Source organism: Nocardioides nanhaiensis, assembly GCF_039542785.1.
In the GTDB taxonomy this organism is placed as follows: domain Bacteria; phylum Actinomycetota; class Actinomycetes; order Propionibacteriales; family Nocardioidaceae; genus Nocardioides; species Nocardioides nanhaiensis.
Genome location: NZ_BAABIM010000001.1, coordinates 1,088,731 through 1,108,581 on the forward strand (window position 1 = coordinate 1,088,731; position 19,851 = coordinate 1,108,581).

17 protein-coding genes are annotated in these 19,851 nt (G+C 73.1%); 5 read left to right on the top strand and 12 right to left on the bottom strand.

Annotated elements, in window-relative coordinates:
• Position 1: 1 nt before the first annotated feature.
• Positions 2 to 337: a VOC family protein gene (locus ABD948_RS05260; protein WP_345263359.1), complete on the bottom strand. Its 336-nt coding sequence runs from the start codon at positions 335 to 337 to the stop codon at positions 2 to 4.
• A 78-nt stretch (positions 338 to 415) separates the two neighbouring features.
• On the opposite strand from ABD948_RS05260, the gene ABD948_RS05265 reads away from it, so the two are divergent.
• Positions 416 to 1,003 (top strand): 1-acyl-sn-glycerol-3-phosphate acyltransferase, encoded by a 588-nt coding sequence (locus ABD948_RS05265; protein ID WP_345263361.1) that lies wholly within the window; start codon positions 416 to 418, stop codon positions 1,001 to 1,003.
• Positions 1,004 to 1,006: 3 nt separating this feature from the next.
• On the opposite strand, the gene ABD948_RS05270 is transcribed toward ABD948_RS05265, so the two are convergent.
• Positions 1,007 to 1,396, bottom strand: a complete 390-nt coding sequence (locus tag ABD948_RS05270) for a hypothetical protein (RefSeq protein WP_345263363.1) — start codon at positions 1,394 to 1,396, stop codon at positions 1,007 to 1,009.
• Positions 1,397 to 1,484: 88 nt separating this feature from the next.
• Between ABD948_RS05270 and ABD948_RS05275 the strand changes: the two genes are divergently transcribed.
• On the top strand, positions 1,485 to 2,438 hold the full coding sequence (locus ABD948_RS05275; RefSeq protein ID WP_345263365.1) for a calcium-binding protein: 954 nt from the start codon (positions 1,485 to 1,487) through the stop codon (positions 2,436 to 2,438).
• A gap of 24 nt (positions 2,439 to 2,462) precedes the next feature.
• Here ABD948_RS05275 and ABD948_RS05280 read toward each other — a convergent pair whose 3' ends face one another.
• The gene (locus tag ABD948_RS05280; RefSeq protein WP_345263367.1) at positions 2,463 to 3,323 is read right to left on the bottom strand and encodes a TIGR03619 family F420-dependent LLM class oxidoreductase; all 861 of its coding nucleotides are present in this window, start codon (positions 3,321 to 3,323) and stop codon (positions 2,463 to 2,465) included.
• Positions 3,324 to 3,478: 155 nt separating this feature from the next.
• Here ABD948_RS05280 and ABD948_RS05285 point away from each other — a divergent pair, with 155 nt between their 5' ends.
• The gene (locus ABD948_RS05285; protein WP_345263368.1) at positions 3,479 to 4,771 is read left to right on the top strand and encodes an endonuclease/exonuclease/phosphatase family protein; all 1,293 of its coding nucleotides are present in this window, start codon (positions 3,479 to 3,481) and stop codon (positions 4,769 to 4,771) included.
• 13 nt (positions 4,772 to 4,784) lie between these two features.
• Positions 4,785 to 5,288 (top strand): GNAT family N-acetyltransferase, encoded by a 504-nt coding sequence (locus ABD948_RS05290; RefSeq protein ID WP_345263370.1) that lies wholly within the window; start codon positions 4,785 to 4,787, stop codon positions 5,286 to 5,288.
• A gap of 6 nt (positions 5,289 to 5,294) precedes the next feature.
• Here the strand turns inward: ABD948_RS05290 and ABD948_RS05295 are convergent, their stop codons facing one another.
• The 9 genes from ABD948_RS05295 to ABD948_RS05335 all read right to left on the bottom strand — a co-directional run bounded on the left by ABD948_RS05295 (position 5,295) and on the right by ABD948_RS05335 (position 19,020).
• Positions 5,295 to 5,768: a DUF5709 domain-containing protein gene (locus tag ABD948_RS05295; RefSeq protein WP_345263372.1), complete on the bottom strand. Its 474-nt coding sequence runs from the start codon at positions 5,766 to 5,768 to the stop codon at positions 5,295 to 5,297.
• Positions 5,769 to 5,817: 49 nt separating this feature from the next.
• The gene (locus tag ABD948_RS05300; protein ID WP_345263375.1) at positions 5,818 to 8,379 is read right to left on the bottom strand and encodes a bifunctional FO biosynthesis protein CofGH; all 2,562 of its coding nucleotides are present in this window, start codon (positions 8,377 to 8,379) and stop codon (positions 5,818 to 5,820) included.
• Positions 8,380 to 8,446: 67 nt separating this feature from the next.
• A complete protein-coding gene (locus ABD948_RS05305) occupies positions 8,447 to 9,280 on the bottom strand; it encodes an ABC transporter ATP-binding protein (protein WP_345263377.1) in 834 nt (277 codons plus the stop codon).
• Complete coding sequence (locus tag ABD948_RS05310; protein ID WP_345263379.1) at positions 9,277 to 10,350, bottom strand: taurine ABC transporter substrate-binding protein; 1,074 nt, start codon at positions 10,348 to 10,350, stop codon at positions 9,277 to 9,279. Before ABD948_RS05310 ends, ABD948_RS05305 begins: the two co-directional genes overlap by 4 nt.
• A 32-nt stretch (positions 10,351 to 10,382) precedes the next feature.
• A complete protein-coding gene (locus ABD948_RS05315) occupies positions 10,383 to 11,204 on the bottom strand; it encodes an ABC transporter permease (RefSeq protein ID WP_345263381.1) in 822 nt (273 codons plus the stop codon).
• A gap of 76 nt (positions 11,205 to 11,280) precedes the next feature.
• The gene (locus tag ABD948_RS05320; RefSeq protein ID WP_345263383.1) at positions 11,281 to 13,149 is read right to left on the bottom strand and encodes an AMP-dependent synthetase/ligase; all 1,869 of its coding nucleotides are present in this window, start codon (positions 13,147 to 13,149) and stop codon (positions 11,281 to 11,283) included.
• Positions 13,150 to 13,339: 190 nt separating this feature from the next.
• On the bottom strand, positions 13,340 to 14,488 hold the full coding sequence (locus ABD948_RS05325; RefSeq protein WP_345263386.1) for an acyl-CoA dehydrogenase family protein: 1,149 nt from the start codon (positions 14,486 to 14,488) through the stop codon (positions 13,340 to 13,342).
• A gap of 102 nt (positions 14,489 to 14,590) precedes the next feature.
• Positions 14,591 to 16,660, bottom strand: a complete 2,070-nt coding sequence (locus ABD948_RS05330) for an acyltransferase family protein (RefSeq protein WP_345263388.1) — start codon at positions 16,658 to 16,660, stop codon at positions 14,591 to 14,593.
• 215 nt (positions 16,661 to 16,875) lie between these two features.
• The gene (locus tag ABD948_RS05335) at positions 16,876 to 19,020 is read right to left on the bottom strand and encodes an acyltransferase family protein (protein WP_345263389.1); all 2,145 of its coding nucleotides are present in this window, start codon (positions 19,018 to 19,020) and stop codon (positions 16,876 to 16,878) included.
• Positions 19,021 to 19,149: 129 nt separating this feature from the next.
• Between ABD948_RS05335 and npdG the strand changes: the two genes are divergently transcribed.
• Positions 19,150 to 19,845, top strand: coding sequence for an NADPH-dependent F420 reductase (gene npdG, locus ABD948_RS05340; RefSeq protein ID WP_345263390.1), 696 nt, complete (start codon positions 19,150 to 19,152; stop codon positions 19,843 to 19,845).
• Positions 19,846 to 19,851: the final 6 nt, after the last annotated feature.

Sequence of the window (19,851 nt, forward strand, 5' to 3'; positions counted from 1 at the left end):
GTCAGAGGCCCGTCAGCACCACACGGTTGCCGTCGGGGTCGGTGAGCTGCAGCGCGCGCCCGCTGGTGATGGGCGCGACACCCGGGTGCTCGAGTCCTGCCTCGGTGAGGCGTGCCGCGACGGCGTCGAGGTCGCTCTCCTGCAGCACCACCGACGAGCGGCCGGCGCGATCGGGCTCGAGCCAGACCTGGAGCCCGTAGCCCGACCCGAGGTGCCACTCGTGCAGCCCGGGCATCGGCTCGGCGTCCGGCCCTCGGCCGAGCAGGGCGGTGTACCAGGGCAGCGCCTGCTCGAGGTCGCTGACCGTCGACTGGGCGAGGACTCCGTGGATGCTCATGCGGGTGCCGACCTGCCGAGTGCCGCGGACTCATCGCTGGGTGCGGCTCGGATGCGGGCGGGCCACTAGGGTCGCCTCGTGCCCGGTCCCCGCCCGTTCCTCGTCCGCAAGAACCTCGCCCGCGTGCTGCTCAGGGCGGCGCGGTGGCGGACCGTGGGGGAGGTGCCGCCCTCGGCCGTCCTGGTCGGCGCGCCGCACACCTCCAACTGGGACTGGGTGCTCACGCTCCTGCTGGCCTGGGACAACGGCGTCACCATCCGGCTCCTGGTCAAGGAGTCGCTGTTCAAGGGCCCGCTGGGGTGGATCCTGCGCTCCACCGGCGCCGTCGCGCTCGACCGCGCGAACCCCGGCGCCACCATGCGCTCGCTGCTCGCCGAGGCCGACGGCAACGAGACCTTCCTGCTCGGGCTGGCCGCCGAGGGCACCCGCTCGAAGGGTGAGTACTGGAAGTCCGGCTTCTACCGGATCTCCCAGCAGACCGGCCTGCCGATCACCCTGGCCTTCCTCGACGCGCCCTCGCGCACCGTCGGCTGGGGGCCGACTTTCCACCCCAGCGGCGACGTGCGCGCCGACATGGACCGCGTCCGCGCCTTCTACGTCGGCGTCACCGGCATCAGGCCCGAGGGCACCACCGTGCCGCGGCTCAAGGAGGAGGGCACCGCCTAGGGCTCAGGCAGGTGCGCCCGACTCGCGCGAGCGCCGCGCCAGGTCGAGCGCCACGATGACCGCCGAGGCGCCAGCGGCGGCCACCGCCGTGCCACGGGGCACCGCGCGGGTGGCGAAGGCGTGCCAGAACACCACCTGGTCGAGCGCCTGGAGCGGCGCATAGGCCGCCAGGCCGTCCGGGTGGCCGCGCAGCGCCCGTGCGGTCAGGTACAGGTTGCGGGCAGCGAAGAGTCGCCACCCCATCCGTGCCGCGCCGGTGACCTCCTCGGCGGGAACGCCGAAGCCGCGCAGCAGCAGCGTGGGGGCCACGGCGGCCGCGACGCCGACCCCGCCCCCGATGGCGAGCATGGCGCGCGCGGTGGGGTCCTCGGGCAGCTGCAGGGAGGCGGTCACAGGCCGAGTCTGCCCCAGCCACCGTGCGGGACGTCCGGATCCGGGCGAACGCGTCGCGGTTGTCGGCGGGAGGGCGCACACTGAGGCCATGACCTCTCGTTCTCGGGCCGCGCAGCGCGCCCGTCTGCTCGTCGTCGCGCTCGCGACCCTGCTGGTGCTCGCTCCGCTGGCCGCCCACGCGGCCACCATCAACGGCACCAACGGCAACAACAAGCTCAACGGCACCGGTCGGGCCGACACGATCGACGGCAAGGGCGGCAACGACCGGCTGGCCGGCAAGGGCGGCAACGACAAGCTCTACGGTCGCGCCGGCAACGACACGCTGCTCGGTGCCACGGGCCTCGACGTCCTCGACGGCGGGCCGGGCAACGACACCCTCGACGGCGGCACCGACGCCGACGACCTGCGGGCCGGCGAGGGCAACGACGTCGCACGCGGCGACACCGGCAACGACAAGGTCGGGCTCGGCGGCGGCGACGACCGCGGCTACGGCGAGGCCGGCAACGACCGCGTCGACGGCCAGACCGGTGACGACCGCGTCGAGGGCGGGGCCGGCAACGACCACCTCTCCGGCGGCGACGGCGCCGACACCCTCTTCGGCAGCACCGGGGACGACGAGATGGACGGCGGCCCGGGCAACGACGTCATCTACCCCGGCTCCTCGGACCTCACCTGCAACCCCGCCACCACCAAGCAGAAGTGGGGCTGCGGCAACCAGGTCACCGGCGACCCCGGTGACGACCGGATCTTCCTCGAGCGGGGCAGCCTCAACAAGGTCTACGGCGAGGAGGGGTTCAACACCATCTACAACTACCCCGACGCCGACAAGGACGACCTGTGGTGCGGATGGACCCGCGACCAGAACTACGGGAAGCTCGTCTACTACGCGCCGCTCGACACCCCCGTGCCGCCGGCTGGGTCGAACTACTTCGGCGACAACGTGCGCTGCTGCTCGATCTGGCTCAAGGACCCCGACACCGGCGAGGAGCGCGAGTGGATCAACGACCCGCAGCGCATCATCTGCCGGCCCGCGCGGCCCTGACGACCCTGCGGGACACGACCGTCCTCACGCGCGGATGACGTCGGCGGCGAAGCGCCGCATGCCGTCCAGCTTCTGCTCCAGCGCGACGTCCTCGGTGCCGTGGTAGTAGGCCCACGGCATCGTCCACACGTCGGTGACACCGGCCGCCTCGGCGGCGGCGAAGTGCTCGGGCAGGAACGCGTCCGAGAGCGCGGTGACGACGTCGAAGGGGCCCTGCGCGCCCACCTCGGCGCGCAGCGCGTGCAGCCGGCGGGCGTGCGCCGCGGCCTCCTCGGTGGTGTAGATGTCGCCGAGCCAGCCGTCGTGGCGCACGGCCCGTCGGAAGGCCACCTCCGAGAGGCCGCCGACGTAGACCGGGACCCGCTCGGTCGGGCTCGGGTTCATGGTCAGCCTCGGCACGGAGTGGAACTCGCCCTCGAAGGTGGTCCACCCCGGCTCCCACAGGGCGCGCATCAGCGCCAAGCCCTCGTCGGTGCGGCGCCCGCGGGTGCCGAAGCTCTGACCCATCAGCTCGAACTCCTCGCGGCACCAGCCGACCCCGACGCCGAGCGTGACCCGGTTGCCCGAGAGCACGGCGGCGGTCCCGACGGTCTTGGCCACCTGCATCGGGTGCCGCAGGGCCGCCACGTAGACGCTGGTGAAGAAGCGCAGCCGGGTGGTGACCGCCGCCATCGCGCCGATCAGCACCCACGGGTCGGGCCAGTCCGCCTCGAGGTCCCAGCGCCGCGAGCCGTCCTCGGTGTAGGGGTAGGGCGTCTCCAGCTCCTCGAGGTCCACCACGTGGTCGGGCACCGAGACGGCGTGGAAGCCCAGCTCGTCGGCGGCCATCGCCAGCGGCAGCAGCTGGTCGACAGGGGTGAACGCGGTGACGATCGAGTAGCGCACGCGCCGAGCGTAGCGGTCGACTAGAACGTGTTCTCGCCGTCGGTGACGGCTGGGTGACGTCTCGGTGACCAGGCCGCCCCCGCCCTTCCGGCTGCCCGACGGGTGTGCCAGCGTGGGCCTGACCGCTCACTCGCACCTCGTCTCGGGAGGCCCTCGTGCGACGTCCCCGTCGTCCTGCCCGCTCCGCTGCTGCCGCGCTCGGCGCCCTCGCCGTCGGGGCGTCCCTGCTCGCCGCCGGCCCCGCGCTCGCCGACCCGCCGGGCCTCGACCGGCCCGGCCACCAGCACCCGGGCAAGCCCGGCAAGCCCACGCCGGGCAAGCCCGACGAGGTCCGGTTCGCCACCTTCAACGCCTCGCTCAACCGCACCGCGGCCGGCGAGCTGCGCGAGGACCTCAGCACCCGCGACGACGCGCAGGCGCGCAACGTGGCTGAGACGCTCCAGCGGGTGCGGCCCGACGTCGTGCTGCTCAACGAGTTCGACTACGACCCGCGGGCGCTGGAGCTGTTCCGCGAGAACTACCTCGAGGTGGGTCAGCGCGGGGCGAAGCCGCTGCGCTACCGCCACGCCTTCGTCGCACCCAGCAACACCGGTGTGCCGAGCGGGTTCGACCTCGACAACAGCGGGTCGGTCGGCGGCGGCAACGACGCCTTCGGCTTCGGCGAGTTCGAGGGGCAGTACGGCATGGTCGTGCTCTCCCAGCACGCCATCGACACCCGCGGTGCGCGCACCTTCCAGCGCTTCCGCTGGGCCGACATGCCGGGCGCGCTGCTGCCCGACGACCCGGCCACCGCGCAGCCGGCGGACTGGTACTCGCCCGAGGAGCTCGAGGTCGTGCGGCTCTCCTCCAAGTCGCACTGGGACGTGCCGATCCGCCTGGGGCGCCGCACCGTGCACCTGCTGGCCTCGCACCCGACCCCGCCCACCTTCGACGGTCCCGAGGACCGCAACGGCCTGCGCAACCACGACGAGATCCGGTTCTGGGCCGACTACGTGCGTGGCGGCCGCCAGGCCGGTTACGTCTACGACGACCGCGGCCGGCGCGGCGGACTCGCCCGCGGCGAGGAGTTCGTGATCGCCGGCGACCAGAACGCCGACCCGCTCGACGGCGACTCCGTGGCCGCGGCCATCGACCAGCTGCTGCGCCACCCGCACGTGCGCGACCCGCGGCCGCGCTCGCGCGGCGCCGTCGAGGCCGCCGCCACCCAGGGCGGCGCCAACGCCGCCCACCGCGGCGACCCGGCGCTCGACACCGCGGACTTCGCCGACAGCCCGGCTCCGGGCAACCTGCGCGCCGACTACGTGCTGCCCTCCCGCGGCCTGCGGGTGCGCGACGCCGGCGTGTTCTGGCCGGTCAGCACCGACCCGCTCGCCCGCCTCACCGGCACCTTCCCGTTCCCGACCTCGGACCACCGCTTGGTCTGGGTCGACGTGGCAGGTCGTCGCTGACGGCGACCCGGCCGTGCTGGAGACCGAGAGACTGCTGCTCCGGCCGCGCCGGGCCGCGGACGCACGCGTGGTGCACCGGCTGTGGCGGGAGCGGGACCCACGCGTGCCGGCCCACCGCCGGATCGGACCCGACGGTCGCCCCACCGTCGCGGAGCTCGAGGCCGCGATCGGCGCCGAGCGGTCGTCGTCACTCGGACTGCTGACGGTCGAGCTGCGGCCGACCGGCGACGTCATCGGCTACTGCGGGCTGGTCGACAGCTCACGAGGAGCCGACGGCGAGCCCGAGCTGGCCTTCGAGCTGCTCCGCGAGGTGTGGGGCCGCGGGTACGCGACCGAGGCAGGGTTGGTTGTCCTCGGCTGGGCGCGGTCGGCCGGCCACGAGCGGCTCTGGGCCGGGGTGTGGGACTGGAACCTCGCCTCGCGCCGGGTGCTCGCCAAGCTCGGGTTCACCGAGACCGGCCTGGAGGAGGCCGACCCGGTCCACGGCACGACCCTTCTGACGTCGCTGCGGCTCTGACGCGCTCTAGCCGAGCGGGCCGTCGTCCTCGATGACGTGCACGGCGGCCTCCTCGGCCGAGGCCGCGGCGTCGTCGATGCCGACGTCGGTGCCCACCAGGTCCTTCTCGAGGTCGGTGTGCGCGCCCTCGTCGGGGTCGACCAGACGGCCGGCCCGCACCTCGCCCACCTCGGGGTCGGGGTCGGCCTCGTCGGCCTGCTGCTCGGCCTCGGTCTCGGCCTGCTCGTAGGGGTCCGGCTCGGGCTCCTCCTGGGCCACGCGCTGCTCGAGCGTCTCGCCGACGGCCTCCTCGTACGGCGTGTTGCCGAAGCCCTGGCCGGCCGAGTAGCGCTCGGGCGGGGAGTAGCCGCGGTCCATGGCGTTCTCGACGTCGTCGTCGCTGCCGAGCAGCGAGTCGTCGCTGTTGACCTGGTCCTCGTCGTCGACGCTGTAGTCGCCGTAGGTCTCGCCGTCCTGGCCGTCGTGCCCCGTCGTCGTCATGTCTGCTCGGTACCCGTGGGAGCGAGGCCGAAGCCGTCGGGCGCTGTGGTCAGGCTCTCGGCGCCGGCACGCCGTAGGTGGTGAGCCGCTCGCGGACCGGCCGGTCGATGCCGGCGCCGATCGCCTCGAGCTCCGCGACGGTCTTGGCCGAGCCGTGCTCGGAGCCGGCCATGCGGCTGATGGTCTCCTCCATCAGGGTGCCGCCGAGGTCGTCGGCGCCCGCCTGCAGCATGGCGCGGGTGCCCTCGACGCCGAGCTTGACCCAGCTGGTCTGGATGTGGGGGATCCGCCCGTGCAGCATGATCCGGGCCATCGCGTGCACGGCCAGGTTGTCGCGCATCGTGGGGCCCGGACGCGCGACGCCGGCGAGGTAGATGGGGGCGCTGGTGTGCACGAAGGGCAGCGGAACGAACTCGGTGAAGCCGGCGTTGCCGTGCTCCAGGGCGGCGTCCTGGATGCCGGCGAGCACCCGCAGGTGGCCGACCCAGTGACGGGGGTGGTCGACGTGGCCGTACATCATCGTGGAGGTGGTGGGCAGCCCCACGCGGTGAGCAGTGCTCACGATCTCGACCCAGGTGCGGGTGGGCAGCTTGCCCTTGGTCAGCACCCAGCGCACCTCGTCGTCGAGGATCTCGGCGGCCGTGCCGGGCAGCGAGCCGAGGCCGGACTCGCGGGCCTTGATGAGGAAGTCCTCGATCGAGAGGCCGGTGCGGGCGGTGCCGTTGACGACCTCCATGGGCGAGAAGGCGTGCACGTGCATGTCGGGCACACGCTGCTTGACGGCGGTCGCGAGGTCGAAGTAGGCCGAGGCGGGCAGCTCGGGGTCGATGCCCCCCTGCATGCACACCTCGGTGGCGCCGAGGCCCCAGGCCTCCTCGGCGCGGTCGGCGACCTGCTCGAGCGAGAGGGAGAACGCGTCGGCGTCGGTGCGTCGCTGGGCGAACGCGCAGAACCGGCAGCCGACGTAGCAGACGTTGGTGAAGTTGATGTTGCGGTTGACCACGTAGGTCACGTCGTCGCCGACGGTCTCGCGGCGCAGGTGGTCGGCCAACCGGATGACCTGGGCGAGCAGGTCGCCCTCGGCGGTCATCAGCGTGAGGGCGTGCTCCTCGGAGAGCTCGCCGGGCGCGGACTCCGCGGCGGCCAGCGCCTCACGGCCGTGGGCGTGCAGCACCGCCGGGGTGCCCGTCGCGGCAGCGGCCGCGCCGACCGACTCCCAGTCGCCGTAGACGTCGGAGAAGTCGCTGCGGCGGTCCTCGGTGCGGCCGCCCCCGGGTCCGGCGTCGTCGATCGCGGTGTGCAGGTCCACGCGGCCCGCCGACTCGAAGCCGCCGTCGGGCTCCTGCCACGGCATCCCGACGGGCCGGACGCCGGGGCGGGCCAGGCCGTCGGGGGTCGCGAGGGCGTCCACGTGGGCACGCACCCGCGGGTCGAGCCACGGCTCGCCCTGCCGCACGTACCCGGGGTGCACGGTCAGTCGCGCCGCCAGCTCGAAGCCGCACGCTGCGGTGATCTCGCGCAGCCGCTCCAGCGAGGGCCAGGGGCGCTCGGGGTTGACGTGGTCCGGTGTCAGCGGCGAGACGCCGCCCCAGTCGTCGACACCGGCCTCGAGCAGGGCGCGGCACTCGGCCAGGTCGACCAGGTTCGGCGGGGCCTGCACGCGCATCTTCGGACCGAGCACGAGGCGGGTGACGGCGATCGCGGCGCGGTACTCCTCCAGCCCGAGGTCGTCGGTGTGGCGCATCGCGGTGTCGGGCTTGGCGCGGAAGTTCTGGACGATGACCTCCTGCACCGCGCCGTAGGCGCGGGCGTTCTCGCGCAGCGCGAAGATCGTCTCGGCGCGCTCGGTGAGCGTCTCGCCGATGCCGACCAGCAGGCCGGTGGTGAAGGGGATCGAGAGGCGCCCGGCGTCCTCGAGCACCTGCAGGCGCACCGCGGGGTCCTTGTCGGGCGAGCCGTAGTGGGCCTCACCCCGGGTCTCGAACAGGCGCCGGCTGGTGGTCTCGAGCATCATCCCCATCGACGGCGAGACCGGCTTGAGGCGGTTCATCTCCTCCCAGCTCATCACGCCGGGGTTGAGGTGGGGCAGCAGCCCGGTCTCCTCCAGCACCCGCACCGCCATCGCCCGCACGTAGGCCAGCGTGGAGTCGTAGCCCTGCTCGTCGAGCCACTCACGGGCCTCGGGCCACCGGTCCTCGGGCCGGTCGCCGAGCGTGAAGAGCGCCTCCAGGCACCCCAGCTCGGCACCCTGGCGGGCGATCTCGAGGATCTCGTCGGGGGAGAGGTACATCGCGTGCCCCGCGCGGCGCAGCTGCCCGGGTGACTCCACGAACGTGCAGTAGTGGCAGCGGTCGCGACAGAGCTTGGTGACCGGGATGAACACCTTGGGGGAGTAGGTGACGACGCCGCGCCCCTGCGGCCCACCGGTGTGCAGCCCCGCGGCCACCAGGCCGGCGTCGCGCACCCGCGCGGCGGCCGTCGTCAACCGGTCCAGGTCCGCGCCGGTGGCGGCCAGCAGCACGGTGGCCTCGCCGACGTCGAGCGCCGCCCCCCGCTCGGCCCGGGCCAGCGCGCGGCGGACCTGCTGCGGGGTCGGTGTCGTCTCGCTCATCCCTGTCAGGCTATCCCCGGCCCCTGGCCCCCGGACGCCTGCCCGACGCCTGGACCTCCGACGCGGGTCAGGTGGGGTCGGGGGCCTGCTGGTGGATGGCCTCGCGGACCCGGTCGGTGAGGGCGACGAACGCGGGGAGGGCCCGGATCTCCTCGGGCGGCACCCGCTGGCCGGGCTCGCCGAAGACGGCGCTCTCGTCGAGCACCACCCGGCCGGGCCGCGGGCTCATCACGAGCACCCGGGAGCCGAGGAAGACCGCCTCGTCGACGCTGTGGGTGATGAACAGGATGGTCTTGCCGGTGGCGCGCCAGATCTGCAGCAGCTCCTCCTGCAACCGCTCGCGGGTCAGGGCGTCGAGGGCGCCGAAGGGCTCGTCCATCAGCACGACCGCGGGGTCGCCGGCCAGCACCCGGGCGATCTGGCAGCGCTGCTGCATGCCGCCGGAGAGCTCGTAGGGGCGGTGCTCGGCGACGTCGGAGAGGCCGACGAGCTCGAGGTGGCGCTCGGCGGTGGCCCGCCGCTCCTCGGAGCCGACGCCGCGCAGCTTGGGGCCGAGCTCCACGTTGCGGCGCACGGTCAGCCAGGGGAAGAGCGTGGGCTGCTGGAAGACCACACCCCGTTCGGGGCCGGGTCCCGCCACGGGGCTGCCGCCCACGCGCACCTCCCCGGCCGTGGGGCGCATGAAGCCCGCGACCAGGCGCAGCAGCGTGGTCTTGCCGCACCCCGAGGGCCCGGCGAGAGTGACGAACTCGCCGGGCTCGATGGTCAGGTCGACGTGGTCGATCGCCGGCACGTCGCGCCCGGCCACCCGGAAGCGGTGCTCGACACCCGCCACCTCGACCCGGTGGTCGTGCCGGGTCGAGGTGGCGGTGCCGGACGAGCCGGAGGCGGGAGAGGTCACTCGACGGCCCGCTCGGCGGGGCCCGCGTCGACGTGCTCGGCGTACTGCGCTTCGTCGCCCACGGCCTCGATGCCGCCCTGCTCGAGCAGGAAGCCGGCCGTGTTCAGCATGTCCTGCGCGAAGCCGCCGCCGAGGTAGTCGGCCCCGGCCTGCTCCTCGGCGGTGAGGTACTGCAGCCCCGCGAACTGGGCCTCGGCGGCGTCGGGCTCGATGCCCAGCACCACGGCCACGGACTCCGCGGCCGCGCCCGGGTCGTCCTGGATCATCCGCACGGCCCAGTCCTCGGCCTTGGCCCACTGGGTCATGAAGGCCTCGTTCTCGGCGGCGAAGGTGCGGTCCGCCGTGCCGACGTCGAAGGTGGGCTTGCCGGCCTCGGCGGTGTCGGCGCTGGAGAGGATCCGGGTGCCGCCGTCCTCGAGCAGCTGGCTCTGCACCGGGTCCCAGACCCAGGCGGCGTCGATCTGGTCGCCCTGCCAGGCGCCGGGCATCTTCTCGGGGTCGAGGTTGATCACCTCGACGTCGTTGCTCGGGTCCAGGCCGGCGTCGGCCAGTGCCTGCAGCAGCGAGTAGTGCGCGGTGCTGCTGAAGGGGACCGCGATCGTGCCGCCCTCGAGCCCGGTGATGTCGGTGACGGCGGGGTCCTTGACCACGAGCGACTCCGCCTCGCCGATCACGTCGTGGATCCACACCACGGAGATGTCGATGTCGTTCACCACCGGCGCCGACGAGGCGATCGTGGCGGGCGAGGAGCCCATCAGGCCCAGGTCGACGTCGCCCGAGCCGTAGTACTTGATGACGTCGCCACCCGAGGCCGCCTGCACCCACGAGATGTCGGCGTTGGGCATGCACGCCTCCAGGACGCCGAGGTCCTTGACGACGACGTCGGCGTTGGGGATGGCCTGCCAGGCGATGCGCGCGGTGGTCTCGACCGAGGTGTCCGGCTCCCACGGGCACTCCGTGTCGGGGGCCGAGGTGGACTGCTCGCGACCGCCCTCGACGCAGCCGGCGAGCGGCAGGACGAGCAGCGCGGCGCCGAGGGTGACGGCGGTGCGGGTGAGTCGTGGCTGCATGGGTGCAACTCCTTCGTGGCGCGGGCGCGCCGTCATGCCCGGCCCCGCCAGGGGACCAGGCGCTTCTCCAGGGACTTCAACCCGAGATCGAGGACGATCGCCGCCAGGCCGATGACGACGATGCAGGCGATGACCAGCGCGGACTGCAGCTGCTCACCGGCCAGGTAGGCCAGGCCGCCGATGCCGGGGATGCCGTTGGCGATCTCGGCGGCGACGACGGTGGTCCAGGCGAAGCCGACGGCCACGCGGATGCCGGTGAGCACCTCGGGCAGCGTGGCGGGCAGCATCACGGTGGTGAGCACCTGGCGGCGCGAGGCGCCCAGCGTGAGCACCGCGTTGACCTGGTCCTCGCGCACGCCGCGCACGCCGCTGATGGTGGCCATCGTGATCGGCGGGAAGGCGGCCAGGAAGAGCAGCCAGATCTTCGAGGTGTCGCCGATGCCGAACCACACGATCAGCAGGCCGATGTAGGCCAGCGGCGGCAGCGAGCGCAGGAAGTTGAGGTAGGGCTCCAGCACGGTGCCCAGCCAGGTGGTGGCCATGACCAGGCCGAGCGGGACGCCGAGCGCGATGCCCGCACCGACGCCGATGCCGATGCGCTGCAGGCTGGCGACCAGGTGCTCCCACAGGTAGTAGTTCTGCTCGCCGCGCACGATCCGGTCCGACCCCGCGCTGACGGGGTGGTCGGTGTTGGCGCGCACGAACGCGTCCCAGACCGCGCCGGGGCTGGGCAGGAAGAGCGGGCGCACCAGCTCCAGGCGCGTGACCAGCCACCACAGCGCCACGAACCCCACGAGCGAGGCGACGTGGATCAGCAGACGCCGGCGCGCAGGAGTGGCGGTCGTGGTGGGCACGACCGGTATCTAACCAGACTGGATTACTAGAAGTTGTGCAGATGGCCGACGGTCCGCGTGGTGGACCGTCACCACGTCATGTGTAGAGCCGGTCCACCACGTCGGCGTACTTGGAGTTGACGACGCGCCGCTTCAGCTTGAGCGTGGGCGTGAGTTCGTCGGACTCCGCGGTCCACTCCATCGGCAGCAGCTCGAAGGCCTTGACCTGCTCGGGGCGCGAGAGGCGCTCGTTGGCGGCGTCGACGGCGGCCTGGGCCATCGCGAGGATCTCGGGCTTCTGCGCCAGGTCGGCCAGGTCGGTGAACTCGATGCCGCGCTGCTGCGCGAGCACCGGGGCCACCTCGCCGTCGAGGGTCAGGATCGCCACCACGTAGGGGCGGCTGTCGCCGATGGCCATCGCGTGGCCGATGATCGGCGACTCCTTGAGGTAGTTCTCGATGTTCGAGGGCGCCACGTTCTTGCCCGCCGAGGTGATGATCAGCTCCTTCTTGCGGTCCACGATCGCGAAGAAGCCGTCGTCGTCGAGCGTGCCGATGTCACCGGTGTGCACCCACCCGTCGGCGTCGACGAGCGCGGCCGTGGCCTCCTCGTTGCGGTGGTAGCCGGGTGTGACGACGGGCCCGCGCACCAGCACCTCGCCGTCCTCGCCGAGCTTGACCTCCATGCCGTCGTTCGCCCGGCCCACGGTGCCCAGCTTGAAGCCGTGCGGTCCGTTGGCGGTGACGGCGCCGCAGGTCTCGGTCATGCCGTAGACGTCGAAGACCTTCAGCCCCAGGCCGGCCATGAACCGCGCGACCTCGACCGGCATCGGCGCGGCCGCCGAGCCCGCCCAGGTCACCTGGTCGAGGCCGAGGAGCAGCTTGAGGAACCCCAGGATGGCCGCGTCGGCCTGCTGGTAGGCCTCCTCGATCTCGGGGGTCATCGTGCCGCCGACCTCCTGCGCCTCCACCCAGGCCAGCGCGGCGGCCATGGAGTCCTGCACGAGCTTGACGTTGTCGGGGTTCTCCTCGGCGGCCAGCTTGGCCGAGAGCCCGGTCTTGATCTTCTCCCAGACCCGCGGCACCCCGAAGAACGCCGTGGGGTGCACGTCGCCGAGCGTGGCCAGCAGCTGGGCGGGGTCGCCGATGGCGTAGCTGTGGGTGGCCATCATCTGCGGGCCGTAGAGCCCCAGCACGCGCTCGGCGATGTGGGCCAGCGGGAGGTAGCTGACCTGGCGCTGGGGGCCCTCCAGCCCGGCGGCGCGCAGGGTGCTGACGGCCTCGTAGAGCACGTTGTGGTGGGTGAGCACCACGCCCTTGGGGTTGCCGGTGGTGCCGGAGGTGTAGAGGATCGTCGCCGGTGCGTCCGGGTCGAGCTCGGCGTGGCGCTGCTCGAGCTTGTCGGTGCCCGCCGCGCGGCGGGCGCGGCCGCGCTCCACGAGCTGGGCCCAGGAGAGGAAGCGGTCGGCGTCGTCGGGGCGCGCGGCGTCGTCGAGCACGACGACGGCGGCCGTGGCCGGCGTCTCCTGCAGGGCGCGCTCCCACCGGGCGAGGTGGTCGGCGTTCTCGAGCACCGCGACCCGCGGCTGCGCGTGGTCGGCCACGTAGGCCACCTGCTCGACCGAGAGCGTGTTGTAGATCGACATCGGCGTGGCTGCGGCGTGCACGCCGGCCATGTCGGCCACGAAGTGCTCGGTGCGGTTGGAGGCCATGATCGCCACCGTGTCGCCGGGCGCGACGCCGAGGTCCACCAGCCCCGCGGCGGCGTCGAGCACCTGCTCGTGCAGCTGCGCCCAGGTGGTGGTGCGCCACGACTCGCCCTCCGTCACGTGGTGCTTGTCGGAGTAGGCGGGCAGGTCGCCGTGCGCGGCGACGGTGTCGGCCAGCACGTCGATCAGGGTGCGACCGGCGACCCGGCCCTCGATGTCGGCACGCGCGGCGGAGATGTCGGCGGCGGGGTCGGTCATGCGGGGTCTCCTGGAGGTGCGGGCTCGGACAGGCGGGTTGGGATGCGCCGAGCGGGGGCGTGCCGTGGCTCGCCCCCGCTCGGGTGGTGGTGCAGAGTCTGGCGTGACGCGGGTCACGCGACAAGGGGATCTGGTCCCCATCCGGGATCCAGGTCGGATCCGGTCGGACCGCTCAGGCCGGTCAGGTCGGTCAGATGCCGAGCATCCGGCCGATGATCTCCTTCTGGATCTCGGTGGTGCCGCCGTAGATCGTCTGGATCCGGCTGTCCACGTAGGCCTTCGCGATCGGGTACTCCATCATGTAGCCGTACCCGCCGTGCAGCTGCACGCCCTGGTCGACCATCCTCTTCTGCAGCTCGGTGGTCCACCACTTGGCCATCGAGGCCAGCGAGGTGTCGACCTCGCCCTTGTTGAGCTTGAGGATGCAGTCGTTGACGAACAGCCGCGCGATGTGGGCCTCGGTGGCCATCTCGGCCAGCATGAAGCGGTTGTGCTGGAACTTGCCGATCGGCTTGCCGAAGGCCTCGCGGGTCTTGGCGTAGTCCAGGCAGAGGTCGAGCACGTGCTCGATGGCGGCCACGGCGATGGCGGCGATGGAGACCCGCTCCTGGGGCAGGTTCTGCATCAGGTAGATGAAGCCCTGGCCCTCCTCGCCGAGCAGGTTCTCCTTGGGCACCATCACGTTGTCGAAGAACAGCTCGGCGGTGTCCTGCGCCTTGAGGCCCATCTTGTCGAGGTTGCGGCCGCGCTCGAAGCCCTCCATGCCCTCCTCGACCACGAGCAGGCTGATGCCCTGGTGGCCCGCGTCGGGGTCGGTGCGCGCCACCACGATCACCAGGTCGGCCATGATGCCGTTGCTGATGAAGGTCTTGGAGCCGTTGACGACGTAGTGGTCGCCCTTGTCGACGGCGCTGGTGCGCACGCCCTGCAGGTCGCTGCCGGCGCCGGGCTCGGTCATGGCGATGGCCGAGATCAGCTCGCCGGAGACCAGGCCGGGCAGCCAGCGCTGCTTCTGCTCCTCGGTGCCGAGCTCGCTGATGTAGGGGACGATGATGTCGGTGTGGACCGGGAAGCCGAGCCCGCCGCCGCCGACCTTGGTGATCTCCTCGGCGATGACCGCGTTGTAGCGGAAGTCGCGGATGCCGGCGCCGCCGTAGGCCTCGTCGACGTCGAAGCAGAGCAGACCGGTCTCACCGGCCTTGCGCCACACCTCGCGGCTGACGTGGCCGTCCTTCTCCCACTGCTCCACGTGGGGCGCGACCTCCTTGTCCATGAAGGCGCGGACGCTCCTGCGGAAGTCCTCGTGCTCCTGCTCGTAGATCGAGGGGCGCTCGGGCATGGGTCTCCTCCGTGTGCTGCTGGGTGGCTGACGAGCCTGAACAGGCCGACCGTGACAGTGGCACTGTCACCATGCTCATCGTGACACCAGCACTGTCACGATTCAAGACCTGCGGCCATCGAGCTGCGGACGGCCCAGCATCCCGAGCGCGCGACCGAGCGGCCGGGCCAGCTCGCGGGCGTAGGCGGTGGTCACGTGCCCGGTGTCGCGCATGGTCACGAACTCCCCGACGACGGCAGGGCAGCGCCCGTCGGCGCAGAACCACTGCTCGGTCTCGGCGTAGGGCACCCGGGCCTCGGCGGCGGCCTCGCGGGCCAGCTCGCCGATCTCGGCCGCCCGCTCCACCGGCCGGTCCAGGCAGGCGCGCAGCGTCGCGTCCGGTCGGCCCAGGCAGACGCCGGGCTCGGTGCGGCGCCGCGGCACGTCGGCCAGCACCGCCGTCCGGCCGGCGAGCGGCGTCATCTCCGCGAGCAGGTCCGCCCAGCCGCGCCGCATCTCGGCGGTGATGACCTCGCGGTCGTTGGTGGCCCCGCCGTCGACCATCACCTGCGGGGGAGCGGACCCGGAGACGACCACCAGGTCGGGCGAGAGGCGCGCGACCTGCTCGGCGGCCCACGCGTTGAACTCGCTGCACTCCTCCCAGACGCGGTCGGTGCCGGCGCGCACGGTCTCGACGCGTGCGGGGGTGCAGGCGGACTTCACGAGGTAGTAGGTCCGCCAGCCGGCCTGCTCGGCGACCTCCTCGAGGGCGGGGATCCAGTGCCGCCCGTGCGAGTTGCCCAGCAGCACCAGCGTGCGGCTGCCGTCGAGGTCGCCACGCGGGCACAGCCGCCACGGGGCGGCGCGGTAGTCGCACTCGCCGAGATCGGCCCGGTCGGCCTTGAGGTCGCGCAGGTCCGGCGTCAGGTCCGCGGGCACCGCGGCACCCTGCTGGGCGGCGCGGGTCGAGGCCTCCACGAGGGCCACGGCGGGGTCCTCGCTCAGCTCGCCGCCGTCGGGCGCGCGCGTGAAGTCGTCGGTGCTGATGGCGGGGGTGTCGCCGCCACCCAGCCGGGCGTCGACGACGCCCACGGCCACGACGCTGCTGGCCACCACGAGTGCCACCGACGCCGGGTAGAGCGTCAGCACGCGGCGCGCCGAGCGGCGGCTCGGGGTGCGGAACGGGGTCTCGACGAAGCGGTAGGTGGCCCAGGAGAGCGCGAAGGTCACCGCGACGACGAACAGCGTCTCGGGGCCGGTGAGGTCGCGGCCCAGGTGCTGGGAGGCCACCACCAGCACCGGCCAGTGCCACAGGTAGAGCGAGTAGGAGGCGTCGCCCACCCAGCGCAGCGGGGCGCACGCCAGCGCACGTTGCGTGAGGCCGGGCGTCTGGTGGGCCTCGGCGCCGGCGATCATCACCGCACCGGTGCCGAGCACGGGCAGCAGCGCCGCCCAGCCCGGGAAGGGCGTGCTCTCGGTGACGGTGAAGCAGGCGACGACGATCGCGCCCAGCCCCAGCAGCGCCAGCGCGCCGCGCGGGCGTCGTCCGACCCCGCGCATGACCGGCGCCGCGAGCGCCAGCAGCGCCCCGACGCCGAACTCCCAGGTGCGGGTGAAGGTGGAGAAGTAGGCGGTCTCGGGGCTCGCCACCGAGGCGTGCACCGACCAGGCGAAGCTGACGACGGTGACGGCGGCGAGCGCCACCGTGATCGCCCGTCGGTGCGAGCCGCCCCGACGTACCGCCCACAGCACGCACGCGACGACCACCAGCGGCAGCACCAGGTAGAACTGCTCCTCGACCGCCAGGGACCAGTAGTGCTGCAGCGGCGAGGGGCTGGCCTCGGCGGCGAAGTAGTCGGTGCCCTCGAGCGCGAAGCGCACGTTGCCGGCGAAGAGCGCCACCCACAACGCGTCGACCGCGACGTCCTGCGCGTCGACGAGGCTGATCCACAGCACGCTGGCCGCCACGGTCGCGATGGTCACGAGGGTCGCCGCGGGCAGGATCCGCCGTGCGCGCCGCACGTAGAAGCGGGTCAGCGAGATCGTGCCGTCGCGCGCCACCTCCTTGAGCAGCAGCGAGGTGATCAGGAACCCCGAGACGACGAAGAAGACGTCGAGCGTGACGAAGCCGCCGGGGTAGGGGCTGTAACCGGCGTGGAACAGCATGATGGCCAGCACGGCCAGAGCGCGCATGCCTTGGATGTCGCCACGGAAGCCGGGTCCCGGGGCTGCGCGGCGGTCACCGCCGGCGGCTCGTCCGGGGTCGCGCGGCGGCGTGGGCGGGTGGGGGCCGAGTCGGTCCGGCACGCGGCGGCCTCTCGTGGTCGACGACGGGGGCGGCACTCGACCGTACCAACGCGTGCCGGGATCGACGGATCGGCGAGGCGGAGGCCGCGCGCCTGCCCGGATCAGTCGCCGATGAGGCCCATCGCACGCCCGAGCGGTCCGGCCAGCGAGGCGGCGTACTCGGCGGTGATGTGGTCGGTGTCGCGGTAGGAGAGCGTCCCGCCGATCACCACGGGGCACACGCCCTCGTAGCAGAGCCACGGGGTGGGGTCGACGACCTCGGCGCCCGAGCCGCGGGCGGCGGCCACGGCGACGTCGCCGAGGTAGCGGGAGCGCTCCTGGGGCTCGAACATGCAGCGCGAGAGGGACCGGTCGGACTCCGAGAGGCAGGTGCCGGGGTCGTCGGGGTTCTTCGGCACGTCGCGCAGCAGCACCACCCGGTCGGCGTCGGCCTGCAGGTCGGCGAAGAGGTCGCGGTAGCCCTCGTCGAGCAGCGTGGCGACCTCCTCGATGCCCTCGTAGTGCTCCTCGCCGTCGAAGACGCCGTTGACCGGCGGCGAGGAGGCGACGACGGCGACGTCGGGCTGCAGCTCGGCCACCTGCTCCTGCACCCACTCCTGGAAGTCGTCGCAGGCGGTGAAGGGGCGATCCTCGTCGAGCGGCGCGACCGTGACGTGCGCGGCGGTGCACTGGGACTTGACCAGGTAGAAGGTCCGCCAGCCGGCGGTGGCGGCGATCTCGTCGAACGCGGGGATCCAGGCACGGGCGTGGGAGTCGCCGATCAGCACCAGGGTGCGGGGCGCCTCGGTGTCGCCGCGGGGGCACAGCTGGCGCACGCCCTCGCTGTAGTCGCAGGCACCGACGTCGGCGACGCTCTCGCGCAGCTCCACCAGGTCGGGGGTCAGGTCGCTGGGGATCTCGACGTCCTGGCGGGCGGCGTCGACCGAGGCGCGCACCAGGGCGACGGTGTCGTCGTGGTCGCCGGCGACGGCGATGGGCGGGTTGTCGCCCTGCTCCTGCAGCTGCCCGCCGCTGACCTGCCAGGCGGTCACGCAGGTGGCCGCCACCAGACCGAGGGAGGCCGGGTAGAGCACCAGCGCCCACCGGGGTCGGCGCAGCGCACGGGCGGTGCGACCGGCGCGGAACGGCTCCTCGACCAGCCGGTAGGAGAGCCCGCTGAGCACCAGCACGGCCAGCACCGCGAAGACGGTCTCGAGCACCGTGAGCGAGCGCCCGAGCGAGCGCTCGGCCAGGATCAGCACGGGCCAGTGCCACAGGTAGATCGAGAACGACCAGTCGCCCAGGGTGCGCATCAGCGGGTTGTCGAGCAGCACGCCGACGCGCGGCGGTCGAGCCGCCGCGCCGCCCAGCAGCACCAGCGCGGTGCCCAGCACCGGCAGGGCCGCGGCGTAGCCGGGGAACGGGGTCTGCGGGGTGATGACGACCATCGCGAGCGCCACCGCCCCCAGGCCCACCAGCACCATCGCGCCGGCGCCGCGACGGGTCAGCCGGTGCACCGCGCTGGGCGCGAGCAGTGCCAGCAGGGCGCCGACGCCGAGCTCCCAGGCGCGGGTGAGCGTGGAGAAGTAGGCGGCCTCGGGCGTGCCGAGCGTGTGCACCACCGACCAGGTGAAGGAGGTCAGGGTCAGGACGCCGAGCACGGCGCCGAGGGTGCGACGCGGCAGGGCGGGGACGTCGTCGGCGGTGCCGGTGGTGCCGGTGGTGCTGGCGGTGCTGGTCGCGGTGGCCGCGCGGCGGCGCGCGAGGGCACGGGCCAGGGCCAGGCAGGCCAGCACGAGCACCGGCCAGAGCACGTAGAACTGCTCCTCGACGGCGAGCGACCAGTAGTGCTGCATCGGCGACTCGGCGCTGCCGACGGCGAAGTAGTCGACGTCCTGGCGGGCGAAGTTGACGTTTGCGGCGAAGGCGGCCGCCCAGGCGGCGTCGACCACGACCTGCCGGGCGTCGATCGCGCTGAGCAGGAGCAGCGAGGCCACCACGGTGGCGACGGTGACCAGGGTGGCTGCGGGCAGGATGCGCCGGGCGCGTCGCGACCAGAACGTCGTCAGCGAGACCCGGCCGCGGCGGGCCGCCTCGCCGAACAGCAGGGTGGAGATCAGGAAGCCCGAGATCACGAAGAACACGTCGACCCCGACGAACCCGCCGGGCAGGAACGGCACGCCGGCGTGGGCAGCGACCACCGTCAGGACGGCGACGGCGCGCAATCCCTGGATGTCGCCGCGCAGACCGCGCGTCCTGGTTGACATGGTCCCCCCCTGACAGGCAGGCGAACGATATCAACAGGCGGGTCGGCGACCCCGGTCCTCGCGTCGGTTGGCATCATGCCGGGAGCCGCCGTGGCGGCCCGCCCGCCGTCGATCCCTGTAGGAGAACCCGTGACCGAGCCCGTGACCAGCTACCGCATCGCCGTCATGGGCGGCACCGGCCCCCAGGGCAAGGGCCTGGGCTACCGCTTCGCGCGTCAGGGTCACACGGTGGTGCTGGGCTCCCGCTCGGCGGAGAAGGCGGTGCCGGTGGCCGAGGAGGTCACCGCGCGCCTGGCCGGCGTCGAGGGTGCAGGCACGGTCAGCGGCGCGTCGAACGCGGAGGCGTGCGCCGAGGCCGACGTCGTCGTGCTGGCCGTGCCGTGGGACGGCCACGACGACCTGGTCGCCTCACTGCCCCTGGAGGGCAAGACCGTCGTCAGCTGCGTCAACCCGCTGGCCTTCGACAAGCGCGGCGCGCACGGCCAGGTGATCAACGGCGGCGAGGGGTCGGCCGCCGAGTCGGCGCAGGCGCTCGCGCCCGAGGCCACCGTGGTCGGCGCCTTCCACAACGTCTCGGCCGTGCTGCTCTGGGGCGAGGAGGAGTACCTCGACGAGGACGTGCTGGTGGTGGGTGACTCGGTCGACGCCAAGGGCGTGGCCATCGAGCTGGCCCGCAGCGTCTCGGGCCGCCCCGGCATCGACGCCGGCAAGCTGCGCCTGGCCCGTCAGCTCGAGCCCTTCACGGCGGTGCTGATCTCGATCAACCGCAAGTACAAGACCCACGCCGGCATCCGGATCTCCGGCGTCGACCTCGGCGGGGAGTGACGGCCC

Bases quoted from the DNA above. Each gene is read 5' to 3' on its own strand.
- ABD948_RS05295 (WP_345263372.1), bottom strand. From the start codon at position 5,768: ATGACGACGACGGGGCACGACGGCCAGGACGGCGAGACCTACGGCGAC.
- ABD948_RS05300 (WP_345263375.1), bottom strand. From the start codon at position 8,379: ATGAGCGAGACGACACCGACCCCGCAGCAGGTCCGCCGCGCGCTGGCC.
- ABD948_RS05310 (WP_345263379.1), bottom strand. From the start codon at position 10,350: ATGCAGCCACGACTCACCCGCACCGCCGTCACCCTCGGCGCCGCGCTG.
- ABD948_RS05335 (WP_345263389.1), bottom strand. From the start codon at position 19,020: ATGTCAACCAGGACGCGCGGTCTGCGCGGCGACATCCAGGGATTGCGC.
- ABD948_RS05275 (WP_345263365.1), top strand. From the start codon at position 1,485: ATGACCTCTCGTTCTCGGGCCGCGCAGCGCGCCCGTCTGCTCGTCGTC.
- ABD948_RS05330 (WP_345263388.1), bottom strand. From the start codon at position 16,660: ATGCGCGCTCTGGCCGTGCTGGCCATCATGCTGTTCCACGCCGGTTAC.
- ABD948_RS05325 (WP_345263386.1), bottom strand. From the start codon at position 14,488: ATGCCCGAGCGCCCCTCGATCTACGAGCAGGAGCACGAGGACTTCCGC.
- ABD948_RS05260 (WP_345263359.1), bottom strand. From the start codon at position 337: ATGAGCATCCACGGAGTCCTCGCCCAGTCGACGGTCAGCGACCTCGAG.
- ABD948_RS05320 (WP_345263383.1), bottom strand. From the start codon at position 13,149: ATGACCGACCCCGCCGCCGACATCTCCGCCGCGCGTGCCGACATCGAG.